The organism is Paraburkholderia flava, assembly GCF_004359985.1.
Lineage (GTDB): Bacteria > Pseudomonadota > Gammaproteobacteria > Burkholderiales > Burkholderiaceae > Paraburkholderia > Paraburkholderia flava.
The window spans coordinates 319,666-343,569 of sequence record NZ_SMRO01000004.1 but is presented as its reverse complement, the minus strand read 5'-3'; the positions used below and the strand labels follow the sequence as shown (position 1 = coordinate 343,569).

General features: G+C 61.6%; 23 protein-coding genes. 4 read left to right on the top strand and 19 right to left on the bottom strand.

Annotated elements, in window-relative coordinates; all coding sequences use genetic code 11:
- Window positions 1–21 precede the first annotated feature (21 nt).
- Window positions 22–1,332 carry a lipid IV(A) 3-deoxy-D-manno-octulosonic acid transferase gene (gene waaA, locus E1748_RS29575; RefSeq protein ID WP_133650857.1) on the top strand — a complete coding sequence of 437 codons (1,311 nt, stop codon included), beginning with the start codon at window positions 22–24 and terminating at the stop codon, window positions 1,330–1,332.
- On the opposite strand, the gene ureG is transcribed toward waaA, so the two are convergent.
- From ureG to E1748_RS29540, 7 genes are all read right to left on the bottom strand, one after another.
- Complete coding sequence (gene ureG / locus E1748_RS29570; RefSeq protein WP_133650856.1) at window positions 1,333–1,995, bottom strand: urease accessory protein UreG; 663 nt, start codon at window positions 1,993–1,995, stop codon at window positions 1,333–1,335. It lies immediately after the preceding gene.
- Window positions 1,996–2,020: 25 nt separating this feature from the next.
- On the bottom strand, window positions 2,021–2,701 hold the full coding sequence (locus E1748_RS29565; protein ID WP_133650855.1) for an urease accessory protein UreF: 681 nt from the start codon (window positions 2,699–2,701) through the stop codon (window positions 2,021–2,023).
- A complete protein-coding gene (ureE, locus tag E1748_RS29560) occupies window positions 2,688–3,380 on the bottom strand; it encodes an urease accessory protein UreE (RefSeq protein WP_133650854.1) in 693 nt (230 codons plus the stop codon). Before ureE ends, E1748_RS29565 begins: the two co-directional genes overlap by 14 nt.
- Before the next feature lie 20 nt (window positions 3,381–3,400).
- Window positions 3,401–5,116, bottom strand: coding sequence for an urease subunit alpha (gene ureC / locus E1748_RS29555; protein ID WP_133650853.1), 1,716 nt, complete (start codon window positions 5,114–5,116; stop codon window positions 3,401–3,403).
- A 64-nt stretch (window positions 5,117–5,180) separates the two neighbouring features.
- Window positions 5,181–5,486, bottom strand: coding sequence for an urease subunit beta (locus E1748_RS29550; protein ID WP_133650852.1), 306 nt, complete (start codon window positions 5,484–5,486; stop codon window positions 5,181–5,183).
- A gap of 10 nt (window positions 5,487–5,496) precedes the next feature.
- On the bottom strand, window positions 5,497–5,799 hold the full coding sequence (locus E1748_RS29545) for an urease subunit gamma (RefSeq protein ID WP_133650851.1): 303 nt from the start codon (window positions 5,797–5,799) through the stop codon (window positions 5,497–5,499).
- 118 nt (window positions 5,800–5,917) lie between these two features.
- Complete coding sequence (locus E1748_RS29540; protein ID WP_133650850.1) at window positions 5,918–6,739, bottom strand: transporter substrate-binding domain-containing protein; 822 nt, start codon at window positions 6,737–6,739, stop codon at window positions 5,918–5,920.
- A gap of 581 nt (window positions 6,740–7,320) precedes the next feature.
- Here E1748_RS29540 and E1748_RS29535 point away from each other — a divergent pair.
- Entirely contained in the window at window positions 7,321–7,986 is a 666-nt protein-coding gene (locus tag E1748_RS29535; RefSeq protein WP_133650849.1) for a hypothetical protein, read from the top strand.
- Between the two features lie 316 nt (window positions 7,987–8,302).
- Here the strand turns inward: E1748_RS29535 and E1748_RS29530 are convergent, their stop codons facing one another.
- From E1748_RS29530 to urtA, 8 genes are all read right to left on the bottom strand, one after another.
- The gene (locus E1748_RS29530; protein WP_133650848.1) at window positions 8,303–9,457 is read right to left on the bottom strand and encodes a hypothetical protein; all 1,155 of its coding nucleotides are present in this window, start codon (window positions 9,455–9,457) and stop codon (window positions 8,303–8,305) included.
- A gap of 174 nt (window positions 9,458–9,631) precedes the next feature.
- Window positions 9,632–10,360 carry a hypothetical protein gene (locus E1748_RS29525; RefSeq protein WP_133650847.1) on the bottom strand — a complete coding sequence of 243 codons (729 nt, stop codon included), beginning with the start codon at window positions 10,358–10,360 and terminating at the stop codon, window positions 9,632–9,634.
- Window positions 10,361–10,706: 346 nt separating this feature from the next.
- Window positions 10,707–11,588 (bottom strand): urease accessory protein UreD, encoded by an 882-nt coding sequence (locus tag E1748_RS29520; RefSeq protein ID WP_133650846.1) that lies wholly within the window; start codon window positions 11,586–11,588, stop codon window positions 10,707–10,709.
- Window positions 11,589–11,695: 107 nt separating this feature from the next.
- Window positions 11,696–12,388, bottom strand: coding sequence for an urea ABC transporter ATP-binding subunit UrtE (gene urtE, locus E1748_RS29515; protein WP_133650845.1), 693 nt, complete (start codon window positions 12,386–12,388; stop codon window positions 11,696–11,698).
- A gap of 507 nt (window positions 12,389–12,895) precedes the next feature.
- Window positions 12,896–13,723, bottom strand: coding sequence for an urea ABC transporter ATP-binding protein UrtD (gene urtD, locus E1748_RS29510; RefSeq protein WP_133650844.1), 828 nt, complete (start codon window positions 13,721–13,723; stop codon window positions 12,896–12,898).
- Window positions 13,720–14,889, bottom strand: a complete 1,170-nt coding sequence (urtC, locus tag E1748_RS29505) for an urea ABC transporter permease subunit UrtC (protein ID WP_133650843.1) — start codon at window positions 14,887–14,889, stop codon at window positions 13,720–13,722. Before urtC ends, urtD begins: the two co-directional genes overlap by 4 nt.
- Before the next feature lies 1 nt (window position 14,890).
- Window positions 14,891–16,516 (bottom strand): urea ABC transporter permease subunit UrtB, encoded by a 1,626-nt coding sequence (gene urtB, locus E1748_RS29500; RefSeq protein ID WP_133650842.1) that lies wholly within the window; start codon window positions 16,514–16,516, stop codon window positions 14,891–14,893.
- A 79-nt stretch (window positions 16,517–16,595) separates the two neighbouring features.
- Window positions 16,596–17,894, bottom strand: coding sequence for an urea ABC transporter substrate-binding protein (gene urtA / locus E1748_RS29495; RefSeq protein WP_133650841.1), 1,299 nt, complete (start codon window positions 17,892–17,894; stop codon window positions 16,596–16,598).
- A gap of 483 nt (window positions 17,895–18,377) precedes the next feature.
- On the opposite strand from urtA, the gene aptA reads away from it, so the two are divergent.
- The gene (gene aptA / locus E1748_RS29490; protein ID WP_133650840.1) at window positions 18,378–19,691 is read left to right on the top strand and encodes an omega-aminotransferase AptA; all 1,314 of its coding nucleotides are present in this window, start codon (window positions 18,378–18,380) and stop codon (window positions 19,689–19,691) included.
- A gap of 91 nt (window positions 19,692–19,782) precedes the next feature.
- Here the strand turns inward: aptA and E1748_RS29485 are convergent, their stop codons facing one another.
- The gene (locus E1748_RS29485; RefSeq protein ID WP_133650839.1) at window positions 19,783–20,730 is read right to left on the bottom strand and encodes an alpha/beta hydrolase family protein; all 948 of its coding nucleotides are present in this window, start codon (window positions 20,728–20,730) and stop codon (window positions 19,783–19,785) included.
- Window positions 20,731–20,934: 204 nt separating this feature from the next.
- On the bottom strand, window positions 20,935–21,492 hold the full coding sequence (locus tag E1748_RS29480) for a carboxymuconolactone decarboxylase family protein (protein WP_133650838.1): 558 nt from the start codon (window positions 21,490–21,492) through the stop codon (window positions 20,935–20,937).
- 62 nt (window positions 21,493–21,554) lie between these two features.
- On the opposite strand from E1748_RS29480, the gene E1748_RS29475 reads away from it, so the two are divergent.
- Complete coding sequence (locus E1748_RS29475) at window positions 21,555–21,869, top strand: winged helix-turn-helix transcriptional regulator (protein ID WP_133650837.1); 315 nt, start codon at window positions 21,555–21,557, stop codon at window positions 21,867–21,869.
- A 147-nt stretch (window positions 21,870–22,016) separates the two neighbouring features.
- Here the strand turns inward: E1748_RS29475 and E1748_RS29470 are convergent, their stop codons facing one another.
- Together E1748_RS29470 and E1748_RS29465 are read right to left on the bottom strand one after the other, a co-directional pair.
- Window positions 22,017–23,513 (bottom strand): TolC family outer membrane protein, encoded by a 1,497-nt coding sequence (locus E1748_RS29470; protein WP_133650836.1) that lies wholly within the window; start codon window positions 23,511–23,513, stop codon window positions 22,017–22,019.
- A gap of 8 nt (window positions 23,514–23,521) precedes the next feature.
- Complete coding sequence (locus E1748_RS29465) at window positions 23,522–23,845, bottom strand: rhodanese-like domain-containing protein (RefSeq protein WP_133650835.1); 324 nt, start codon at window positions 23,843–23,845, stop codon at window positions 23,522–23,524.
- Window positions 23,846–23,904 lie beyond the last annotated feature (59 nt).

Here is a 23,904-nt window from a genome sequence, read left to right as displayed (position 1 = left end):
GATGCGGTCGACGGAGGCCGCATGCTGAGGCCGATCTATAACGCGCTGTGGTGGATCGTCGCGCCGCTTGCGGTGCTGCGTCTGATGATCCGTTCGCGTCGCGAGCGCGGCTATCGCGAGCACATCGCGGAGCGCTTCGGTCGCACGCCGGGTCGCGTGCCCGAAGACGATGCGCCGCTGATCTGGGTCCACGCGGTATCGGTCGGCGAGACGCGGGCCGCGCAACCGCTGATCGATGCGCTGCTGACCGCGCGTCCCGATGCACGCATTCTGCTCACGCATATGACGCCGAGCGGTCGCGCGACCGGCGAACAGATCTTCGGCGATCGCGTGCTGCGCAGCTATCTGCCGTACGACATGCCGGGCGCAATCCGTCGCTTTCTGCGTGCGTGGCGTCCGTCGCTTGGGCTCGTGATGGAAACCGAGGTGTGGCCGGCGCTGATCGACGAATGCCGTCGTGCGGATGTGCCGCTCGTGCTGACCAATGCGCGGATGTCGGACCGCTCGTATCGACGCGCAGCAAAATTCGGCCGCGCGACGCGCGAAGTGTTCGGTGGTTTCTCGCGTGTGCTTGCGCAGAGTCCATCCGATGCCGAACGCCTGACTGCGCTCGGTGCGCGCAATGTCGTCGTGCTCGGCAACCTGAAGTTCGATATGACGCCGACGCCGGAACTCGCGGTGCGCGGTCATGCGTGGCGTGCGGCGATCGGCACGCGGCCGGTGTGGGTCGCGGCGAGCACGCGCGAAGGCGAAGAGGAACTGGTGCTGCAGGCGTTTGCTGCGCTCGCCGTCGAAGATGCGTTGCTGATTCTCGTGCCGCGTCATCCGCAGCGTTTCGATGAAGTCGCGGCGCTTGCGGCGAAGCGAGGCCTGCGTGTCGAACGGCGTTCGACGTGGGCGCCGCAAGGCGCTGCTGCTGCGGCACAAACACCGATCCCCGCATTGCCCGCCGACGTCACCGTGTTGCTCGGCGATTCGATGGGCGAACTCGGCGCGTACTACGCGGCGTCGGACCTCGCGTTTATCGGCGGCAGTCTGTTGCCGCTCGGCGGACAGAATCTGATCGAGGCTTGCGCGGTCGGCGTGCCGGTGTTGATCGGGCCGCACGTGTTCAACTTCACGCAGGCGACGAAGGATGCGGTCGCGACCGGCGCGGCTGTGCAGGTCAGCGATCCGGCCGATCTCGCGCGTGCGTTGCGTGAGCTGTTCGAAGACCGGCCGCGACGCATCGCGATGGGTGCGGCTGCTTCCGCGTTTGCCGCGCGGCATCGCGGCGCGACGGTGCGGACGGTGGATGTGCTGACGACGTTGTTGCCTGCGCCGGAGCTGTAACTACGCAACGCCCGCCGTCAACAACCCCTTCTTCTCGATAAACGCGACAACATCCGCCAGCCCGTCGAGCGCCTTCAGATTGGTCATCACGAACGGCCGCTCGCCGCGCATCTTCTTCGCGTCGGAGGCCATCACGTCGAGATTCGCGCCGACCATCGGCGCGAGGTCGGTCTTGTTGATCACCAGCAGGTCCGACTTCGTGATGCCGGGGCCGCCCTTGCGCGGAATCTTCTCGCCGCCCGCGACGTCGATCACGTAGATCGTCAGATCGGAAAGCTCCGGGCTGAAGGTCGCGGCCAGATTGTCGCCACCCGATTCGATGAACACGATGTCCGCATCCGGAAAACGCGTGAGCATCCGGTCGACGGCTTCGAGATTGATCGACGCATCTTCGCGGATCGCCGTATGCGGACAGCCGCCTGTCTCGACACCCATGATCCGCTCGGCGGGCAACGCGCCCGCAACCGTCAGCAGACGCTGGTCTTCTTTCGTATAGATATCGTTGGTGATCGCGACGAGGTCGTAGCGCTCGCGCATCGCTTTGCAGAGCATTTCGAGCAGCGTGGTTTTTCCGGAACCGACCGGGCCACCGACGCCCACGCGCAGCGGCGGCAATTTCTTCGTGCGGGTTTTATTCACAGCAGAGGCGTGAGGTGCATTCATGTTCTTGAGTGATTGCGTGATGCGCTTATGAACGGAATAGCCGCGAATACTGCGACTCGTGACGCGCCGACAGAATGCCGAGTTGCGGCGCGAACGTATTTAGATCATTGGGCGATGTGGCGAGCGCGTAAGCAACCGCGCCGTCGATTGAATCGCGCAGTGCGACGATGATCCGCTGTCCTGCAAGCTGACCGAGCGGCACCGCCTTTAGCGCAGCGGCGGCCTGATTCTCGGCCCAGCTGAATGCGTACGCGGCGAGGGCGGCGTCGGGTGCGATGTCGTGTGCGTACGCGGCGAATGCGAACGCAGTCGGCTGCGCGATCGGAACGAGTGCAGCGAGCGTCGCGCGACGTTCCGCATCACCCCATTCAAGCGACGCGCACAACTGCCGTAGCGACCAGCCCATCTGTTCGGTTTCGCGGCGCAGTTCCATCGACTCGCGGCTCGCGATGAAGCTCTCGTTTGCTTCGGCGAGACCGGCCGCATCGTGCATGCGCCAGCGTTCGATCTGATGCGCGACAAACGGCAGTTCACCGCGTGCGAGTACGTCGGTCAGACCGCTCGCGATCCAGTCGCGTGCGCTGTCCGCGTCGGTGACGAGTTGCGCTTCGATGGCCGCTTCGAGTCCCTGCGAATAGCTGAATGCACCGATCGGCAGTGCCGGTGACGCGAGATGCAGCAGCGCGGTGAGTTCAGCGATACGCATGGTGCGAGTGATGGCCGAGCCCCTGGCCGGGGCCGTCGCCGTGCGCGTGATCGTGGCAGTGGTCGTGTTCGCACTCGCCGGGGTGGTCGTGGTGCGCGTGGCTGTGAGTTTTTTCGGCGTGCGGATGTTGATGCGAGTGATCGTGTGCGTCGTGCGAATGGCCATGATGCTCGCCATACACCTGCTGCGCGAGCGCATAGTCTTCGGCGAACGATTCATCGTGACCATGCTTATGACCGCCGCCATACGCGCCGGATTCGGGCTGGAACGGCAGCGTCGCATGCTCGACATGCGCACCTAGCCTCTTCAACATATCTTCAAGCACAGCGTCCGCTTCGAGCTTTAGCGACTCGACACCGACCTCAACCGGCGTATGGCGATTGCCGAGATGATACGCGGCGCGCGTCAGCGTGAGCCGATCCGGCGATGTAACCAGCAGCACTGCTTCGGGCGCGGCGATCACGCGGACAAGGCCACCGTCCTGCGCAACCAGCACATCGCCATCGCTAAGAATCGTGCCGCGCGGCAGCAGCACGGCTGCTTCGTCGCCGTTATCGAGCGTCGCGGCGAGGCGGCTACGGCAGCGGTCGCCGTATGCGAGCGTCAGCGTGGGCGCGCGTTTCACGAGCACGGCGGCGAGCTTTATGTGTGGGTCGATGCGTTTGTCGAGCGTTCGCATGATTGAAATTCTATCGATGGTCAGAACAGAAAATAGCGTTGCGCCATCGGCAATACGGTGGCGGGCTCGCACGTCAGCAGCTGGCCGTCGGCGATCACCTGGTAGGTTTCCGGATCCACGCTGATCGACGGCTGCCACGCATTGTGAATCATATGCGCCTTCGTCACCGAGCGGCAGTTGCGCACCGGCACGATGTGTTTCGTCAGACCATAGCGGCCCGCGATGTCCGCTGCCGCGGCCATCTGCGACACGAACGTCAGCGACGTGCGCGCGAGCGCGCCGCCGCGCGTCGCGAACATCTCGCGATAATGCACCGGCTGCGGCGTTGGAATCGACGCGTTCGGGTCGCCCATCTGCGCGAGCGCGATCATCCCGCCTTTGAGGATCAGCGCAGGCTTGATGCCAAAAAACGCCGGTTCCCAGAACACCAGGTCGGCCCACTTGCCCGGCTCGATCGAACCGACTTCATGCGCGATGCCGTGCGTGAGCGCCGGATTGATCGTGTACTTCGCGACGTAACGCTTCGCACGGAAGTTGTCGTTGCGCGCACCGTTTCCTGCATCTTCGGGCAGCGCGCCGCGTTGCACCTTCATCTTGTGCGCGGTCTGCCACGTGCGGATGATCACCTCGCCGACACGCCCCATCGCCTGCGAATCCGACGACAGCATCGACAGCGCGCCAAGGTCGTGCAGGATATCTTCGGCCGCAATCGTCTCGCGACGGATCCGCGATTCGGCGAATGCGATGTCCTCGGCAATCGACGGGTCCAGGTGATGACAGACCATCAGCATGTCGAGATGTTCGTCGAGCGTGTTGACCGTGTACGGACGTGTCGGATTCGTCGACGACGGCAATACGTTCGCTTCGCCGCAGACCTTGATGATGTCCGGCGCGTGGCCGCCACCCGCGCCCTCGGTGTGATACGTGTGGATCGTGCGGCCCTTGAACGCCGCAACCGTCGCTTCGACGAAGCCCGCTTCGTTCAGCGTGTCGGTGTGGATCGCGACCTGCGTGTCGGTGGCATCAGCAACCGACAGGCAGTTGTCGATGGCGGCAGGCGTCGAGCCCCAGTCCTCATGCAGCTTCAAACCGATTGCGCCTGCCGCGATCTGTTCTTCCGCAGGCTCGGGCAGGCTCACGTTGCCCTTGCCGAGAAAGCCGAGATTCATCGGATAGCCGTCGGCCGCTTGCAGCATCCGTTCGAGATGCCACGGTCCTGGCGTACAGGTGGTCGCGTTGGTGCCGGTCGCGGGACCGGTGCCGCCGCCGATCATCGTCGTCACGCCGGACGCGAGCGCCTCGTCGATCTGCTGCGGGCTGATGAAGTGAACATGCGTATCGATGCCGCCCGCCGTGACGATCATCCCTTCGCCGGCGATCACTTCGGTCGCCGCGCCGATCGCGATCGTCACGCCCGGTTGAATGTCCGGATTGCCCGCCTTGCCGATGCCGACCACGCGGCCGCCCTTGATGCCGATGTCGGCCTTCACGATGCCCCAGTGATCGAGGATCACCGCATTCGTCACGACCGTATCGACGACATCGGCGGCGACGCGCTGCGACTGGCCCATGCCGTCGCGGATCACCTTGCCGCCGCCGAACTTCACTTCCTCGCCGTAGATCGTGTAGTCGCGCTCGATTTCGATCAGCAACTCCGTGTCTGCGAGACGGACGCGGTCGCCCGTGGTGGGGCCGAACATTTCCGCGTATGCGCGGCGGCCGATGCGTAAGGTCATGATGTGAGTCCGGAGTGAGGCGTGAGGTGTCGACGGTGGGATCGCATGCGTGGCATGTGCGACATCAAAGCTTGCCCATCACCAGGCCGTTGAAGCCGTAGACGGTGCGTGCGCCGGCCAGCTCGACGAGTTCGACCGTACGCGACTGGCCCGGCTCGAAGCGCACGGCGGTACCCGATGCGATGTTTAACCGGAAGCCGCGAGCCGCCGCGCGATCGAACGACAGCGCCGTGTTCACTTCGTAGAAATGGTAGTGCGAGCCGACCTGCACGGGTCGATCGCCGGTGTTCGCGACCGTCACCGTGAGGGTGGTGCGGCCTGCGTTCAGTTCGTGTTCGCCGTTGTCGACGATGAGTTCGCCTGGGATCATGCGGCCTCCTTCACGGGATCGGATGATGGACGGTGACGAGCTTCGTGCCGTCGGGGAACGTGGCTTCGACCTGGATGTCGGGGATCATTTCGGGGACGCCGTCCATCACATCGTCGCGCGTGAGCAGCGTCGTGCCGTAGTGCATCACGTCGGCGACGGTCTTGCCGTCGCGCGCCGCTTCCATCAGCGCGGCGCTGATGAACGCGACCGCTTCCGGATAGTTGAGCTTCAGACCGCGCGCGCGGCGCCGCTCGGCGAGCAACGCGGCGGTGAAGATCAGGAGTTTGTCTTTTTCGCGGGGGGTGAGCTTCATTGCGGTGGGGTGCGTTGGGTCTGGTCGGTCGGTTGAGCGGTTGGTCGCGCGGTCCGCGTTGAAAGCGGGGTTCCGTTCAACCGCTGCACAAAGATAGCAAGCCGCTTTAACGGGATGCTTACAGATCGGCGGGCAGCGGTGCGCCGAACCACTTTTTCGACATCGCGTTCAACGTGCCGTCCTTTTTGGCCTGCGCGATGGCCGCGTCGACTTTCTGCTGCAGCTTCGGCTCGTTCTTGTTCATCCCGACGAAGCACGGCGAGTTCTTGATCACGAACTTCGGTTCGGGGCGACGCGGCGGATTCTTCGTCAAGATCGCGGCGGCGACGATGTTGCCTGCGGCGATCAGTTGAACCTGGCCGGACAGGAACGCGGCGATGGTCGCGTTGTTGTCCTCGAAGCGCTTGATCGTCGCGTTCGGTGCCATCTGCGACAGCGCGATTTCCTCGAGCGCGCCGCGCGTTGCGCCGACGGTCTTGCCGGTGAGATCCGCGGGGCCTGCGACCTTGATGTCGCCGGGACCGAACACGCCCTGGAAGTACGGCGCGTAGGCCGTCGAGAAATCGATCACCTTCTCGCGCTCGGGCGTTTTGCCGAGCGACGAGATCACGAGGTCGACCTTGCCGGTCTGCAGATACGGAATGCGGTTCGCGCTGTTGACGGGCACGAGTTCGAGCTTCACGTTCATCGATTTCGCGAGCATGGCGGCGGTGTCGATGTCGTAGCCCTGCGGCTTCAGATCCGGACCGACTGCACCGAACGGCGGATAGTCCTCCGGCACGGCGACCTTCAGCACGCCGGCTTTGGTGATTGTGTCGAGCGTGTCGGCGTGGGCGACGGGTGTGGCGAGCGACAGCAGTGAGGCGAGCAACGGGGCGCACAGGAATGCGGCGAGGCGTTCACGGTATGTCGTGCGGCGGGTGCTTTGATTCGGGGTCATCGACAGAAGGTCTCCAGCAAGCGGACGCCTGCCGTCGGAGGCGGCAGATGCGTGGGGCAGGGAGGAGCAAGGGGTATGCCAGTTGGTTGGTTGGCGGGCGGGGGCGGCGTGATTACCCTGCATGTTCGGGTAAAAGCCTTGTAAGCATGAGGCATTGGCTAAGTGACACAGTGCCTCATGCGCCGCGCGCACCGTCAGGGCGCATGGACCGAACGGGGCGCACTTTCGCGGTGCGCAAAAGGTGAGGCCAAGGTTCACCTAGCCCGAGATTTTTGGGATAGTTTTGTGCGGCCATGCTGGCAATGGTGCTTGCTCAGCTTCAGACTGCTGATTCTCAGCTCTGATTTGTCCGCATCCTAGTATCGACGACACGAATGGTACTGTCGGACGGTAACTGCTGGCTGCTCACTGCCGAATGCCAATGTCGGCGGCTGACTCGTCTCGCTCCTTCAATGCGAGTAGCCCACAACGGCGACTTACGGTGCAGAGCGGACAGGGGCTTCTGACGTTAACGCTGTCTCTCATTCACGCCGATAAAGCGAGTAATGAGCTTACCTTAACCAACAAAAACGGACGCGAACATGACGAATTGGGACCTAGTGACGAAACTGGCATTCCCCATCATTGTTGCCATCGTCGTGGCAGCGATCAGTCGGAGGTTAGATCACAAACCGAAGCTAGTCACTTACTTGGCGCACGCGGCTGGTTTCTCGATGCCGCCTATTGAAGGCCCTGCCCAGCCACCCGCGCGGTCGGATGGGAGTTCGCCCCGCACGCTAGCAGTCTCCGGTGGCACGCCTGCCAACGTCACAGTGACGCCGGGTGTCCAAGTGCACGTGCATAGCATCGTCGTCCGGAATACCGGTAAAAAGACCGCCTTCAACGTTCGATTGGGGCACAACGTTCGTGTGCCTAACTATGTCCTGGAGCCGCAGGTTCAGCACGAGAAAAAGGAGTCACCGACGGGGCCTTGGGAAATTGTCTTGCCTGCTCTGGTGCCCAATGAGCAGGTCCTCGTGTCATATCTCTATTTCCCGCCGCTAACGTGGCCACAAATCAATGCGTACACTAAATCGGATGAAGGCTCTGCACGGTTCCTAAACGTGCTTCCTGCTCCTCAGCCGTCTCGCTGGACCGTGCGAGTCTTCCTCGCTTTTTTCTATTTTGGGGTTGCGGCGACTGCTTATGCGTTAATCGCGATCATCCAGTGGTGCGTCGCGGTATCGCATTTGCTCGGGCAGCATTGACGTTTGCTATCAACTCAGGGGCTCGCCAAGACAGCACCTTATTTGAGGGTACTGGCACAGGCGCAAATGAGTCTGGCTACTCACGACCGCATGCTCTCTTGCTTTAAGTGGGTTCAGCGTCGACTGTCGCAAAAATTTAAATCTGGATATGTAATAGAGATGTGAGCAACCGGAACCTCAACAAAGCGGTAGCTTACACAGCTACAGTAATCTATTGCAATACAACGCGTCACTGTTTTGTCGATTCCCCTCGGAGGCGAACTCCTCAACGCTCGAGCTGACCTCCGCCTCAAATTTGTATCCTCGCCTTCATCGATTAAGGTTCAAATCGAGATGACGGCATGTCGTCGGGGATGTCGTCCCCTGACTCCCGATCCACTTCGTTATCGATTTCTTTCCGGAGTTGCCTGAGTGCTTCACGGTATGTTCTGTCGAGGTTATTGGTATTCCCAAGTATGGTGATTCGGCTGAGCGCGTCGGGTGAGGTATTGGCGAGGATCATGTTTAGAGCATCCTCTCTTGTTTTTGCCGCTGGAATACTTTCAAAACCGTTCGCTGCTCGGAGTATATAAGTTGCAAAGTCAATACTTTGATCGAAAACTTCTGTGCTTCGACTTACCTCGATCGGTTTGCAGGCTGAAGTTGACTTTACCATCGGAAGCGCTGGAAAATCGATGCGACTTTTTCCATTCTCATAGAAAATGTAGCTGGATGCGCAATTTGCTTGTCTTAGCTGATTGAATTGGTAGCCACGTACGCTATTTTTTTGAGATATATCAGCGCGTGATCCCGTGTAGCACTTAGCCTGAAATAGAAGTGGTACAAATACATCGCCTCGCGGACGCCCTGTCAGCGCAATGACCTCGGGCTCCAGATCAGCATCGCACGAAACGCTCTCTTCAATGTCCAGAATCAATGCGAAATCGCCGCCAGTTTTTTGCTCGCCACCATCGATAGTTAAGTCAATGCTACTGACCCCAAGTACATTTTGTACGCGACTTAGATAAGAAGACGATGCCTCTGCCCAGCTTGTGCAAGCTGCTTTAATTCCCTCAAGCAGTCGGCCTGTAAGAACATCCTCTCGTGAGTGAGCTGGGCACACGTCAAGGGAAAAATCACATTCTGCTTGAAGACACGCATGAAAAAATAACCAGATGACTCGATTTCGCACAGCGACAGGTTCGTTGTATATCTGTTTGAGGACTGTCTCCCATTCCGGTTGACCAATTTTTGCGGAGTTCAATTCCTGCATCAGACTCATGAATTTGTATAGGCCGACCTTGGATAAAATATGTCGGCATTCTAAAATTTGTTTTGCAATATGAGCGCCAGAATCCTGTGTTCGTCTTGCTGTTAATAGGCGAGAGAGATTTGCCTTTTCCCCAAGACTTTTATCGAAAGCCAAATCTTGCATAGCCGTGATTTCGTCCAAGCTGATGCCAAACACGTCAAGAAGGGTCGGTTGATTCATTGTTGGGTGTTAAATGGAGTGGTCAATATATATCGGCAAATCGCAGGGAAAATTGAATTCCAATACAAAGAAAATTGATCATTGATAGCGCGGAACGCCAGGTGCCGCCGATTTCCGGCCTACGACTCGCGGAAAAGGTCTGCAAGCTGGGTGGACAAAGCATAGAGCAGAGCATCAATTCGCGTCATCTAACAGTGCGACGAGATGGGTCTGCATTGCTATCCGGCACGCGGAGAAACCCGTCATGATCTTCTCTACATCCGAGAACCGGACATAGGTCTCGGGGTCGTCAAATACCTTGATGTCCTGTTTGACCATCAACAGGTCCCACTGTGTTGAGGAAGTATCAAACGCCAGATAGAACGCACCCTGATGCGCTACAAAATTCCGTGCACTGTCGAGTTGGCTAAACCAGCCGTGATCGATTCCTTTCATGTTCATCCACGAATTAATTATCCTGATGCGCTCCGTGGTCGTGATGGGCAGGCCAACATGCTTGTGGACCGCGTGCATAAAGTCTTTCATGGCGTCGATGCATGCGTTGAGCTCGAATAGGATTGAGTGCAGGTCGGCGATCACTAGATACTTCCGATCGTTGTCAATCGGTAGCGCGAAGGCTTCCTTGTCCGGTGTGTTTCTGTGATCTGCGGTCAAGTCTGCGGCTACGGCATTCCACAGGGCGGCGAGGTCTTGGCCGAGGCGGTGGCCGATATATGGAAGCAGCGTGAGCCGGGTGCTGATATGGAGGCCAAGCTCAGTGATTGGCATTCCTTGGCCGGTGACAACCTGCATCTTGTCTGTCGTGCGCTTCTCCTGCGCAGCCCGGTGCCACGCGGTGTAGATAGGCAGTACCCATTGGTCGTATTGCATCTCCGTCAGATGGACCCATTGTGTGATCGTCATTTTTTTCTCTGTGTCGGACGTACCGAATAGCGAAGTTCTTGAAGTCTACTTCGCGGTCAGCGGTGCGGAGGTTTGTGCGGGCGGTTCGTTCGGCAGATTCTGGAGTATTGCAGCCGTCCCAACGACAGAGTTCTCCGCGTGCCGAACGACAGATCGTGGCCGCTTTCCACCTGATTTCGGGCGCGGGTCGCCGCTCGGGACAGCCGTTGCGCTGCGCTTTACGCTCGCCTGACGTCGGGGGCGGAACAGCGAGGGGCCTTACGGCCGACGCGGCAATCTTTGTCGCCACCGAACGGCGGTGTCATTCGTAGTGAGTCTTTATGAACGTTTAGCTCGGCTAGACGAACTATGTCGTCCACAGCCGCAACGGCGTCGCCTCGACCCCATGCACGACCGGCCGCAACCGCAGCCAGCATTGCATGAGCGCGTGTTGCAACGGCTCCATCGACCGCGCGGCCACCCGCACGAGCAGCACGTTGTCGCAGACGCACGATGCGGCTGCGCGGATGGTGTCGTCGAACGGCAGCGAGGCCGTCAGTGTTTCGGCGAGCGAGTCGTCGCATGCGGGACCAACGGCCCACAGCGTGCCCCACGCAGGGAAGCCCGCGAGACCTTGCGGTGCGTCGCGCAGTGGATCGGTGGCTGAGATGCGCGCCTGTTCGAGCCACAGCGTTCGACCGGTCGGCCCGACGATCCGCGCATCGGCGCGCAGCGTACCCGCCGACCATCGTTCGCCGGCTGCCTGACGGCCCAACTGACAAGCGTCCCAGCCGAGCGCGGTCGCGCCGTCGGCGAGCGTTAGCGTAAAGCCGAGCTGTGCGTGCGCGTGATCGAACACGATGTTGTTTTGCGGCAGCCAGTCGAGCTTCGCACCGGCGCCGACGCGAATGTCGATCTGCTGTTGCGCGATACGACCATTCGATTTGTACCACTTGGTCGCCCCCGGCGTCGTCAGCACCGCGTGCGTGCCGGCATCGAGCGAGATATCGACGTCGAGCCGATCGCCGCCCGCGACCCCGCCCGGCGGATGCACGATCACCGCGTGACAGATCGAATCGCCTTCCGGATAGAGCGGCCGCTGCACCCGCAGCGGCCCGCGATGCAACCGATGCGTGAGCGCCGTGCGCGTGCGTTGCAACGTGAAGCCGAGTTCGAGACGCGCGTGCCATCCGGCATCGAAAGCGGTCGATGCCGGGCTCAGCGTGGCGTGGTGTTCATGCAGCGACATGCGGGTGACGGGATAGGTGGGTGCTGTGGTGCGTGACTGCGGCGAGAATAGCACGCGGGGTGTGCGTGTTTATCGGAGCGCGATGCGGCTCATCGCGACACAGCGCCTCACACCGCGATCAACGCACGCACACCATCGGCATCCATGTTTTCGCCTTGCCCACCGGCGACGATTTCGCCGCGACTCATAACCCAGTATTGATCGGCGATGGCTTTAGCGAAGTCGTAGTATTGCTCGACGAGGAGGACGGTGAGGCCCATTTCCTCGACGAGTTGCCGGAGGGTGCGTCCGATGTCCTGGATGATGGACGGCTGGATGCCTTCGGTGGGCTCATCGAGAATGAGCAGTTGCGGCTCGCTCATGAGTGCGCGTCCGATGGCGAGCTGTTGCTGTTGCCCGCCGGAGAGATCGCCACCGCGTCGCGAGCGCATGTCCTTGAGCACGGGAAACAGATCGTAGATGCGCTCGGGAATTTTCGATGGTGCTTTACGACTTGCGGCACCGACAAGCAGATTCTCTTCGACGGTGAGTCTTGGAAAGATGTCTCGCCCTTGCGGCACATAGGCGAGCCCTTGTGCGACACGGGCGTGCGGCGGCAGTTTAGCGAGCGAGTTACCGCGCCACGAGACTGATCCGTTTTTAGCGTGCACGACGCCCATCAGACAGCGCAGCAGCGTCGTCTTACCGACACCATTCCGCCCGAGCAGGACGGTCAACTTTCCATCGGGCACGGTGAGCTTCACGTCACGAAGAATGTGACTGCCGCCATAGTATTGATTCAAACCTTCGACTTCGAGCATGACAGTCCTTTAAAGCGGAGACGCGGTGATAACGAGCCGTGAGGAAAGGCGCAATTGCAGAACAGCAACAGCAGGGCACAGCGACAGCAAAGAACAACAACAGCAAAGAACAACAACAGCAGAGAGCGATCACGGCAAAGAACGACCACAGCAAAGAACGACCCAACCGCACCGCACGAAGTGCGAAGCGGGATGAATGACTGCCTTGTCACTCAGTTGTGTGGTGCGAGAGACGATCTCGTCTCGGACCACTACGCAGGGTGAACGTGGCGTCCACTTAGGCGAGTGCCACCGAGGCAGCACATGGAAAGGAGAAGCTTCGTCTCGGCAGCTTTCTTTTGCCTACTTTTCTTTGCTGCGGCAAAGAAAAGTAGGTGCCGCCCCGCACAGGGGCAACGCCAGCGCCGCGAGGCGCAAAATCGCAGCCGCCTGCACAGGCAAAAAGGTAAAGCACAAAACCCACGCCGCGAGGCAAAAAAGCATGCCCACCAGCAGAGAGAAAAACCCTCACCTCCCAAGATAAGACTCAATCACAGCCTCATCCCTCTTAACACTATCCAAAGTCCCTTGAGCGAGAACGCGCCCCTCGGCCATGACGGTAACGCGCCCAGCGTCACCAGCGAGAGCAGCAACAAACTCCATATCATGCTCAACGACCATCATCGAACAAGACCCACGCAAGCGATTCAGCAAAGAGGCAAGTTCCATGGTCTCATCATCAGTCATCCCCGCCGCAGGCTCATCGAGCAACAACAAAGCAGGCTGCTGCATCAACAACATCCCAATCTCAAGCCTTTGCTTCTGACCATGCGACAACTCGCCGGCAGCCCGTAAAGCCTCCGATTCAAGCCCAATCAAACACAAAGTCTCCTCGATCCGAAACTGCGCTTCGCGATCAAGCCGAGCAAGCAACGAAGCCCACCACCCCTTATCAGCCTTCATAGCAAGCTCGAGGTTTTCCCAAACCGGATGCTGCTCAAAAACAGTAGGTTTCTGAAACTTCCGACCAATGCCTGCACGCGCAATCGAAGGCTCTTTCATCCGCGTGAGATCGATCGTCTGCCCGAGAAAAACCTTGCCGGAATCGGGCGATGTCTTGCCGGTGATGACGTCCATCATCGTGGTCTTGCCCGCACCGTTCGGCCCGATGATGCAACGCAGCTCACCCGCATCGATAGACAGCGACAACGCATTGAGCGCACGAAACCCATCGAAACTAACAGTCACATCTTCAAGATAAAGAATCGTCCCATGCGACACATCGATCTCACCGGGCGTAACCGCATGCCCCGTCGTCGCAACGCCAGACAATGACACTTCATCATCAAGGTTCATCGACGCCCCCTACGCGAAATCATCTCGATCAACCCCATAATCCCGTTAGGCAACAACAACGGCACCAGCACAAAAATCAGCCCAAGAAAAAACAACCAGTACTCAGGAAAATTCGCGGTAAAGAAGCTCTTCGCACCATTCACCGCGAACGCACCGATGATCGGCCCGATCAATGTGCCGCGTCCGCCGACGGCGACCCAGATCGCCATCTCGATCGAGTTTCCCGGCGACATCTCGCCCGGATTGATGATGCCGACCTGCGGCACATACAACGCACCGGCAATCCCGCACAACACGGCAGACACAGTCCACACGAACAGCTTGTAAGCGAGCGGGCTATAGCCGAGGAACATCAACCGCGTCTCGCCGTCGCGCACCGCAGTGACGACACGCCCGAGCTTGCTCGTGACAATCGCGCGCGCACCGAGAAACGCGAGTACCAGCACCGCAAACGTGATGAGAAGCAGCGCCGCACGCGTGCCCGGATGCGTAACCGGAAAACCTCCGATGCGCTTGAAGTCGGTGAACCCGTTGTTGCCGCCGAAGCCGGTCTCGTTGCGATAGAACAGCAGCATCGCGGCGAACGTCAGCGCCTGCGTGATGATCGACAGGTACACGCCTTTCACGCGCGAGCGGAACGTGAAGAAGCCGAACACCCACGCGACGATCGCCGGCACCGCGACCACCAGCAGCAGCGCGTACCAGAGATGTTCGGTGCCTTGCCAGTACCACGGCAGCGCATGCCAGTCGAGAAACACCATGAAGTCCGGCAGATCGCTGCCGTACTTGCCGTCGTGACCGATCGCGCGCATCAGATACATGCCGATCGCGTAGCCGCCGAGCGCGAAGAACATCGCGTGGCCGAGGCTCAGGATGCCGCAGTAGCCCCACACGAGATCGAGCGCGAGCGCGGCGATCGCGTAGCACATGAACTTGCCCGCGAGCGTCATCGTGTACGCGGACAGATGGAACACGCTCGATTCGGGCAGCACGAGCGCGGCAAACGGCACGCCGAGACCGAACACGATCACAAGTGCGATCAGCGCAAGCCACGCGCGTCGCGACAGCAGCGCGGGACGCGGCGGCAGACCAAGTGCGAAGCTGTCGGAATGCGGACGCACAGCATCCGGAACCGGCAGCGTGGAGACAGAAGAAGCCGTAGTCATCTCAAGCCTCCGCGCTGCGGCCCTTCAAGGCGAACATGCCCTGAGGACGCTTCTGAATGAACAGCACGATCAGCACCAGCACCGCTATCTTCGCCAACACTGCTCCCCAGAACGGTTCGATCGCCTTGCTGACCAGCCCAAGCCCGAAGCCGCCGAGCACGGTCCCCGCCAGCTGCCCGACGCCGCCGAGCACGACTGCCATGAACGAATCGATGATGTAGCTCTGTCCGAGGTCCGGACCGACATTGCCGATCTGCGACAGCGCGCAGCCGCCGAGCCCAGCGATGCCCGCGCCGAATGCGAACGCATACGAATCGACGCGTGCCGTTTTCACGCCGACGCACGCAGCCATTCGACGGTTCTGCGTGACGGCGCGCACGAACAGGCCGAGGCGCGTCTTCGTCAGCACGGCCCACGCGATGCCGACGACGATCAGCGCGAACGCGAGAATCGCGAGCCGGTTGTACGGCAGGATCAGATTCGGCAGCACGGTGACGCCGCCGCTCATCCACGACGGATTCACCACCTGCACGTTCTGCGCGCCGAAGATCATCCGCGTCGCCTGAATCAGGATCAGGCTCACGCCGAACGTCGTGAGCAGTGTTTCGAGCGGCCGGCCGTACAGATGCTTCAACACGAGCCGTTCGAGCACGATGCCGACCACAGCAGCCGCGACGAACGATGCAGGAATCGCGAACAGCGGATACCAGTCGAATGCGCCGGGCGCATGGCGCTGGAACACGTTCTGCACCGCGTACGTTGCATACGCGCCGATCATCAGAAACTCGCCGTGCGCCATGTTGATCACGCCGATCAGCCCATACGTGATCGCGAGGCCTAGCGCCGCAAGCAGCAGCACGCTGCCGAGCGACAGCCCCGCGAACAGCGTGCCGGCGATCTCGCTGCGGCGCTGGATCGAATCGAGTGCGTCGATGCCTTGCTGTGCGACCGCGCGAACGTTCGCGTCGCTTTCCGCGAAACTGCCGTCGGGCTTCTTCGCGACGAGCGGACGCAGCAGTTCGTACATGTCGAGATCGTGCCTCGCGGCGACGAGCTTGACCGCTTCGAGCCGCGTCGCGGCGTCGGGGTTGTGGAGCGCGGTCATCGCCCACAGCGTGTCGAGACGTTTCTTCAACGTCGGGTCGGTTTCCTTCGCGCGGGCCGCGTCGATCAGCGGCTTCATCGCGGGGTCGGGGTTTTTCAGCAACGCTGCGACGGCCGCGCGACGCGCGTCGAGATCGGATGAGCCGAGTTGCAGTCCCGACAGTGCGCCCGTTACCTTTGAGCGCAGCAGGTTGTTCAGCGTGACCGGTTGCGCGTCGCCGGCGGCGACGGTCTTGCCGGTGGCGGCATCGTGTGCGGTGTCGCCGTCCTGGAGCAACACTTCGCCGCTATCGGTGGCGAGTGCGGTGTCGTCGGACAGCGCTTTCAGCACGGCGAGCGACGGCGCGTCGCGATTCGCGATCAGCTTGTCGATCGCGGCGGACTTCGCATCGAAGTCGTCGCCCGCGAGCGGCGCGAGATCGGCGGGGCTCAGCGCGAACGCGGCGAGCGGCGTGCCCGCGATGAACGTCAGCAGCGCGGCAGCGACGTGACGGCGCAGCGACGCGGAAAAGTGGAACGCCATGGTGGCCTTCTAAAGTAGTGCAGGTGGTACGGCGCGGCGGTGCAGCACCGCCGCGTCACAACGTTACGGCGTCACAACATCAGGCAACCCGCGAACGCCGCAAAAACGCCGGAATCGAACTCACCACATCCGCCTTGCCCGCATTCCCCGCGATATACGGGCTCCACGGTTGTGCACGGATCGTCGTCTTCGTGCGCCACACGACGTTGAACTGACCGTCCGCGCGCACTTCGCCGATCATCACCGGCTTGTGCAGATGGTGGTTGCCGTCCATCTCGAGCGTGAAGCCCGATGGTGCCGCGACCTTCTGGCCGATCATCGCGACGCGCACCTTGTCGACGTCGGTGCTCTTCGCTTTTTCGACGGCCTGCTTCCACATGTGAATGCCGACCCACGTCGCTTCCATCGGATCGTTCGTCACGCGCTTCGTACCGCCCGGCAGATTGTTTTTCGCGACCCAGTCGGCCCATTGCTTCTTGAACTTGTCATTGGTCGGATTGCGCAGCGACATGAAGTAGTTCCACGCGGCGAGGTTGCCGACCAGCGGCTTCGTATCGATACCGCGCAGTTCTTCCTCACCGACCGAGAACGCGACGACCGGCACATCGCTCGCCTTCAAACCCTGGTTGCCGAGTTCCTTGTAGAACGGCACGTTTGAATCGCCGTTCACCGTCGAGATCACGGCCGTCTTGCCGCCCTGCGAGAAGGTCTTGATGTTCGCGACGATGGTCTGATAATCGCTGTGACCGAACGGCGTGTAGACCTCCTGGATGTCCGCTTCCTGCACGCCTTTCGACTTCAGGAACGCGCGCAGGATCTTGTTCGTCGTGCGCGGGTACACGTAGTCGGTGCCGAGCAGGAAGAAGCGCTTCGCGCCGCCGCCTTCGGCGCTCATCAGGTATTCGGTTGCGGGGATCGCCTGCTGGTTGGGAGCCGCGCCCGTATAGAACACGTTGCGCGACATCTCTTCGCCTTCGTACTGCACCGGATAGAACAGCAGACCGTTCAGTTCCTCGAACACCGGCAGCACCGACTTGCGCGACACCGACGTCCAGCAGCCGAACACAACAGCGCACTTGTCCTGCGTAATCAGTTGACGCGCCTTCTCGGCGAACAGCGGCCAGTTCGACGCCGGATCGACGACGACCGGTTCGAGCTTGCGGCCCATCACGCCGCCGCTTGCGTTGATCTCGGCGATCGTCATCAGTGCGGTGTCTTTCAGCGACGTCTCCGAGATCGCCATCGTGCCCGACAGGGAATGCAGGATGCCGACCTTGATCGGACCGCTGCCCGACTGCGCGCGCGCAAACGGGCTTTGTCCGGCGAGCGCGAGCGCGCCGCTCATGGAGCCGAGCTTCAACAGACTGCGACGTTTCATGTATTACCCCTTGCCGTGGTTGGTGAGTGTTATGACGCGCGCGACGGGCCGCGTGAGCAGCGCTCGGATGCGACGCGCTGCATGGCTTGCGGGGCGGATACTGCAAGGCATATGCCAAGCTGATAACCGGAGGGCGATGCGGGTGTTGTGCTGCGCTGCGGATTGCTGTCATGGCTCGCCTTTACGGCTCGCCAGTGCGGCTTGTCCGTCATGGCGCGTGCGATGACGAGCTGTTGTGCGCGCGATGCGGGCTGGGGGCGAAACTGGTGCAATGGCGGCGTGTCTGCTGCGTCGAGGTGCGCGCCGCGCTGCAACGAGGCGCACGCACGACCCGACGAACGGACGCGGTGCATCGCCGCTATGTCGTTGTGCATGCGCCGACCTCTGCCTACACTGGAAGACTCGCTGCAAGACTGACTGGAAAGACTCACCGAAAGACCCGCTGGTTAACCCCACAGGAAACCCATTACGGAGGAGCACCCCATGAGTACGCCCGACATGTCCGCGTTCTGGATGCCGTTCACCGCCAATCGACAGTTCAAGAGCGCCCCACGGCTGCTCGTGAGCGCGAAGGGCATGTACTACACGTCGCACGACGGCCGGCAGATTCTCGACGGCACCGCCGGCCTGTGGTGCGTGAACGCGGGCCACTGCCGCGACGAGATCGTCGCCGCGGTGCAGGCGCAGGCGGCGGAGATGGATTTCGCGCCGACGTTCCAGATGGGCCACCCGAAAGCCTTCGAGGCCGCCACGAAAATCGCCCGCCACACGCCCGGCGACCTGAAGCACATCTTCTTCGTGAACTCGGGATCGGAAGCCGTCGACACCGCCCTGAAAATCGCGCTCGCGTATCACCGTTCGCGCGGCGAAGGACAGCGCACGCGTTTCATCGGACGCGAGCGCGGTTATCACGGCGTGGGCTTCGGCGGGATTTCGGTCGGCGGGATTGCGCCGAATCGCAAGACGTACTCGGGTGCGCTGCTGCCGTCGATCGATCATCTGCCGCACACGCTCAACGTGAAGGAAGCGGCGTTCTCGAAGGGCCAGCCCACGTGGGGCGCGCATCTCGCGGACGAGCTGGAGCGCATCGTCACGCTGCACGACGCGTCGACGATCGCGGCGGTGATCGTCGAACCGGTCGCCGGTTCGACGGGTGTGCTGATTCCGCCGCAGGGCTATCTGGAGCGGCTACGCGAGATCTGCACGAAGCACGGCATCCTGCTGATTTTCGATGAGGTGATCACCGGCTGGGGACGTCTCGGTGCGCCGTTCGCCGCGCAATACTTCAACGTGACGCCCGACCTGCTGACGATGGCGAAGGGCACCAACAACGCCGCCGCACCGCTCGGCGCAGTCGCGGCGAGCACGCGGATTCACGACTCGATCGTCAACGGCGCGCCGGCCGGCATCGAGCTGTTTCATGGCTACACGTATTCGGGACATCCGATCGCGGCGGCCGCGGCCTGCGCGACGATCGATCTGTACGAGCGCGACCAGCTGTTCGATCGCGCGGCGCGGATGGCACCGGTTTTCGAAGCAGCGATTCATAAGCTGCGCGGCGAGCGTCATGTGATCGATGTGCGTAATCTGGGGCTCGTGGGTGGCGTTGAACTGGCGCCGCGCGATGGTGCGCCCGGTGCGCGTGCCGCCGAGGTGTTCCAGCGCTGCTATCAGAAGGGCGTGCTCACGCGCTATACCGGCGACATCCTCGCGTTCTCGCCGCCGCTCATCATCGACGAAGCGCAGATCGATGAGATTTTCCGGACGGTGGGGGAGGTGTTGCGCGAGACGGAGTGAGTGCGCATCGCGTCCGCTGTCGTTTAACGCAGTCGTTCAACTGAAGGGAGTGGATATCGCATCGGCAGCAAGCGACGCGATATCCATAACCTCACGATCCAGCAGGCGCATTACTGCTCGTCTTGAGCCCAGGAACGAGCGGTGTAACGAACTGCGTGAAGTGCGGTAGCCATATCGGAATCGCGCGGTCGACGGCGAACATGCCGTGCCCGTCGCGTCCGAACGGCGGTTCGACGATCAGTTCGCCTTGACCGCCGCCAGCCTGGAACGCCGCGAACCAGGTCCGCACGACGTCAGGCGCGAAGAACTGGTCGTTCTCCACGTAGTGCCACAAGATGGGGACGTGCGTGGTCGTCGCGAATTGTTTCATGGTGCGCGCCATGCCTTCCGGATCGCACGGGTCCCCTGGATGCGTCGCCGGTCGACCGCCCCGGCCGCCGGAGAAATTCACGACGCCGACGAGGCCATCCGGTGCCATGCTCGCGGTGGCAAGCGACGCGAATCCACCTGCCGATTGACCCACGAGAATCACGTGATGCGCGTCGATCTGCGGCAGCGTGTCCGCGAATTTGATCGTCGCGAGCAGGTCTTCGGCTGCATGATGGCCCGCATCTTCGTAGTCGGCATGTTTGCACGAGCCGGTATCTTCCGCGAACGTGCCGCCGGTTTCGCCATACCCGCGCCGGACCGGCACGATCACGGCAAATCCCATCCGGACGAATTCGCGGATCTGCGCGATCTTGCGATAGCGGCCGACCTTGACGCGATCCAGCGGGCTCGGAGGATTGCCGTGACTCAACACGATCAGCGGGAAGGGGCCGTCGCCGTCGGGCATATACGTCGTCGCGACGAGTTCGCGCTGCGATGTCCCGAAGAATCCTTTTTCTGTCATCGGTACGTGGACGATGGTTTCGTGCAGATCGGTTGCCAGCGCTGGGTCGTCGACCCCTGTCGATGTATGGCCGGCCATCGCTGCATGGGCTGTGGTTAACGTCAGCAGGACGGCCAGCGACGCTTTTATGAGACGCAGTCTGTTCATAATGATTTTTGTAGGATACCGAAAGGTAATCGACGGGTGGCTCTGCTTTCCTGCTGCGATAATTTATCAGGTGATGGGGGTGCGGTGGGGATCGTTGTGATCATGGTCGTCGCAAACGTACGACGGCCAGAATGGTGCTACGCCCACAACCAATCAGCACGCAGAGGCTTCGTGCGTGTCGCTAAGCCGCCCCCTACCATGCCTTCAGGTCGCCACGCGAATAGGGAAGCGCATGGCGTACGATTCAAGCGGCAATTGCAGGGCATTCGTGAGATAGCTTACTGTTCGATAGAAGCCCGCCAGCATCAGCATCTCAAGGATCGCTTCCTCAGCGAAGTGCGCGCGCAACGCATGCCATAAGTCCTCGTCGATACTGCAGTCGCGATGCAGTGCGTCGCACATTCGCAGGATGACGGAGTCTTCGACCGACCAGCACTCGTCCTGAGGGGTGCCGTGCACCAGCGCCTCGATCTGCTCAGCCGAGAAATCGACACGGGCGCCAAAGAAGGCCATGTGGACACCCCACTCGTATTCGGACTTACACAGCGCGGTGGTTCGATCGATGATCAACTCGCGTTGTCGAAGCGTCAGGTGGCCACGTTCCAGCAAGTTGGCGGCGAAGAATTTGCCAAACAGACGCTCGTCACGAGCCATCGTCGTGAAGAGGCTAAGTGGTGGGACGCCTGGCGGCATGATTTTCTCCAGCATCTCATGGATGGCCGGCGAGAAAGGCGGCTGAACGGGTGCGATGCGGGCTGACATGTCGCGTCCTGTGCTATATTTTCTATAGCGGACTCTAACGATGTTGCTATGAAAAGTAAAGCATGAAGATACCTAAAGCTGGCAAGCCGGTGCGCGGGTCAACGACGGGCCGTCCCATCATGGTCGCGCTTGATCTGCTGGGGCGACGGGCGGCGCTACGCATTTTGTGGGAATTGCGAGGCGAGCCGCTGACGTTTCGCGCATTGGAGCAGGCGGCCGATACGAATCCCAGCTTGCTCAATACCCGCCTCAAGGAATTGCGAGAGGCAGGGCTCATCGATCATGCGGGGCAGGGCTACTGTCTGACCGAGGCAGGCGTAGCGTTACGGACGGCGTTGCGGCCGCTAAACGATTGGGCGGAGACCTGGTTCGAGTGATGCCGATTGTCGATGATTCGTGCCAGTGGGTCGAACGACTGGTTGTAGTCGACTAGAGCCGCACGACAGCCCCGCTTCCGGCACGCTTATCGGCCTCGCCTGATTCGCGCTTCGAGTCGTCTTTGTGCAGCCCGTGGAGAAAGCCGCCTACTGCGTACCCGCCGGCATCGTCCGCCGACCACCCTTATTCCCCGCGCCCTTCATATGCACACCCGGATGCGGCACAGCAACCGGCTGCGGCAAGTCGGTGAGCGCGCTGTCGTCATCAGTGGAGAGCAACGTGCTGAGTTGCAGCACATCCTCGTCGGTGAGATTGCCGGCCGACGCCTTCAACTTAAGTCCATTGACGAGCGTGTCATAGCGCGCCTTCGCAAGATTGCGCCGCGCGGTGAACAACTGGTCCTGCGCGTTCAGCACATCGATATTGATCCGCACACCGACCTGATAACCAAGCAGGTTCGATTCGAGCGACGTGCGCGCGGATTTCTCCGCAGTTTGCAATGCCTGCACCTGCGCGAGTCCGCTCGATACGCCGAGGTACGCCTGACGCGCGGACAACGCAGCGTTGCGTCGCGCGGTGTCGAGATCGGACGATGCCTGGTCTTCGAGCGCGAGCGTCTGGCGCACGCGGCTTTGCGTCGCACCGCCCGCGAACAGCGGAATGGTCACCTGAATGCCGATCGTGCTGCTCGTGTACGACGAGCCGAGGCCGCTCAGTTCGGCGCCGAGCGGCACGTTGCCGCCCGCACCGAGCCCGCCTGCACCGAAGCCGGTGCCGGCCGAGCCGAGGCTGTTGCGCGAATAGCTCGCGACGAGGTCGACGGTCGGCAGATGGCCGGCCTTCGCCTTCGACGTTTCGCGCTGCGCGGTGTCGAGCGACAGACGCTTCAATACCACCTGATAGTTCGTCGCGGTCGCCGCGTCGACCCACTGACTGAGATCGGCGGGCATCGGCGGCGGTAGCGGCACACCGGCTGCGAGTCCATCGACACGCTCCACCGGATGCCCGACGATCTGCTCCAGTGCAGCGAGCTTCACCGCGAGATCGTTCTGCGCGCCGATTTCGGCGGATACGGCCTGATCGAATTTGGCCTGCGCTTCGTCGGTATCGGTGATGGTCGTGTTGCCGACTTCGAACGAGCGTCGCGCGGATTCGAGCTGCTGCGCGATCGACGTTTTCTGCGAACGCGCAATCGCCAGCGAATCCTGCGCGGCGAGCGCATCGAAGTACGCCTGGCCGAGTCGCAGGATCAGGTCCTGCCGCGCAGCGCCGAACGACGCCTGCGCCGACTCGACCGCGAGCTTGCCCTGCGAATAGCCGTACCAGTTATCGACGTGAATCAACGGCTGCGTCAGCGATACCGTATAGCCGGTGCTGTTGCCGTACGACTTCGGAAAAGCGCCGCCGAGATCGGTGCGCTGACGACTCGCGTTGACCGTCGCGTTGGCCTGCGGCAGCAGCTTCGCGCGGGCGAGCGGCAGCTCTTCGCTGTTCGCGGCCATCGTCGCGCGCGCGCTTTGCAGTTGCGAGTCGTTGCCGAGCGCTTCGTCGTAGAGCTGCGACAGACCGACCGCGTGTGCGTGCGCCGCGCAGAACACGAGCGTGAGCGCAAGCAGGACCGGCGCGGCCCGGCGCAGACGCATCGTGCGGATCAGTAGGTGGGGATCGACGGATCGACCTGGCGCGACCACGCGTCGATGCCGCCTTGCAGGTTGAACACGTTCCGGTAGCCGCGCGACTCGAGGAACATCGCGACCTGCGCACTGCGCGCGCCGTGGTGGCACACGCAGACGATCTGCGCTTCGTCGTCGAGTTCTTCGCTGCGCGCGGGGATCTCGCGCATCGGGATCGACAGACTGCCGGCGATCTTCGCCGTTTCGATTTCCCACGGCTCGCGCACGTCGAGCAGCACGGGGGCGGCACGCGACGTGTCGGCGAGCCATTCGGCGAGGGCGGAGGCGGTGAGGTTTTGCATCGATGGGTCCGGTGACGGGAAGGGGGCGACGAGGGCGTGTTGACGCGCTGCCTCGGCGC

Bases quoted from the DNA above. Each gene is read 5' to 3' on its own strand.
- E1748_RS29485 (WP_133650839.1), bottom strand. From the start codon at position 20,730: ATGAACAGACTGCGTCTCATAAAAGCGTCGCTGGCCGTCCTGCTGACG.
- waaA (WP_133650857.1), top strand. From the start codon at position 22: ATGCTGAGGCCGATCTATAACGCGCTGTGGTGGATCGTCGCGCCGCTT.
- urtB (WP_133650842.1), bottom strand. From the start codon at position 16,516: ATGGCGTTCCACTTTTCCGCGTCGCTGCGCCGTCACGTCGCTGCCGCG.
- E1748_RS29520 (WP_133650846.1), bottom strand. From the start codon at position 11,588: ATGTCGCTGCATGAACACCACGCCACGCTGAGCCCGGCATCGACCGCT.
- urtA (WP_133650841.1), bottom strand. From the start codon at position 17,894: ATGAAACGTCGCAGTCTGTTGAAGCTCGGCTCCATGAGCGGCGCGCTC.
- E1748_RS29525 (WP_133650847.1), bottom strand. From the start codon at position 10,360: ATGACGATCACACAATGGGTCCATCTGACGGAGATGCAATACGACCAA.
- E1748_RS29470 (WP_133650836.1), bottom strand. From the start codon at position 23,513: ATGCGTCTGCGCCGGGCCGCGCCGGTCCTGCTTGCGCTCACGCTCGTG.
- E1748_RS29545 (WP_133650851.1), bottom strand. From the start codon at position 5,799: ATGAAGCTCACCCCCCGCGAAAAAGACAAACTCCTGATCTTCACCGCC.
- E1748_RS29540 (WP_133650850.1), bottom strand. From the start codon at position 6,739: ATGACCCCGAATCAAAGCACCCGCCGCACGACATACCGTGAACGCCTC.
- ureG (WP_133650856.1), bottom strand. From the start codon at position 1,995: ATGAATGCACCTCACGCCTCTGCTGTGAATAAAACCCGCACGAAGAAA.
- E1748_RS29530 (WP_133650848.1), bottom strand. From the start codon at position 9,457: ATGAATCAACCGACCCTTCTTGACGTGTTTGGCATCAGCTTGGACGAA.
- aptA (WP_133650840.1), top strand. From the start codon at position 18,378: ATGAGTACGCCCGACATGTCCGCGTTCTGGATGCCGTTCACCGCCAAT.
- urtC (WP_133650843.1), bottom strand. From the start codon at position 14,889: ATGACTACGGCTTCTTCTGTCTCCACGCTGCCGGTTCCGGATGCTGTG.
- E1748_RS29465 (WP_133650835.1), bottom strand. From the start codon at position 23,845: ATGCAAAACCTCACCGCCTCCGCCCTCGCCGAATGGCTCGCCGACACG.
- ureE (WP_133650854.1), bottom strand. From the start codon at position 3,380: ATGCGAACGCTCGACAAACGCATCGACCCACACATAAAGCTCGCCGCC.
- E1748_RS29480 (WP_133650838.1), bottom strand. From the start codon at position 21,492: ATGTCAGCCCGCATCGCACCCGTTCAGCCGCCTTTCTCGCCGGCCATC.
- ureC (WP_133650853.1), bottom strand. From the start codon at position 5,116: ATGACCTTACGCATCGGCCGCCGCGCATACGCGGAAATGTTCGGCCCC.
- E1748_RS29550 (WP_133650852.1), bottom strand. From the start codon at position 5,486: ATGATCCCAGGCGAACTCATCGTCGACAACGGCGAACACGAACTGAAC.
- urtE (WP_133650845.1), bottom strand. From the start codon at position 12,388: ATGCTCGAAGTCGAAGGTTTGAATCAATACTATGGCGGCAGTCACATT.
- urtD (WP_133650844.1), bottom strand. From the start codon at position 13,723: ATGAACCTTGATGATGAAGTGTCATTGTCTGGCGTTGCGACGACGGGG.
- E1748_RS29475 (WP_133650837.1), top strand. From the start codon at position 21,555: ATGAAGATACCTAAAGCTGGCAAGCCGGTGCGCGGGTCAACGACGGGC.
- E1748_RS29535 (WP_133650849.1), top strand. From the start codon at position 7,321: ATGACGAATTGGGACCTAGTGACGAAACTGGCATTCCCCATCATTGTT.
- E1748_RS29565 (WP_133650855.1), bottom strand. From the start codon at position 2,701: ATGCGTATCGCTGAACTCACCGCGCTGCTGCATCTCGCGTCACCGGCA.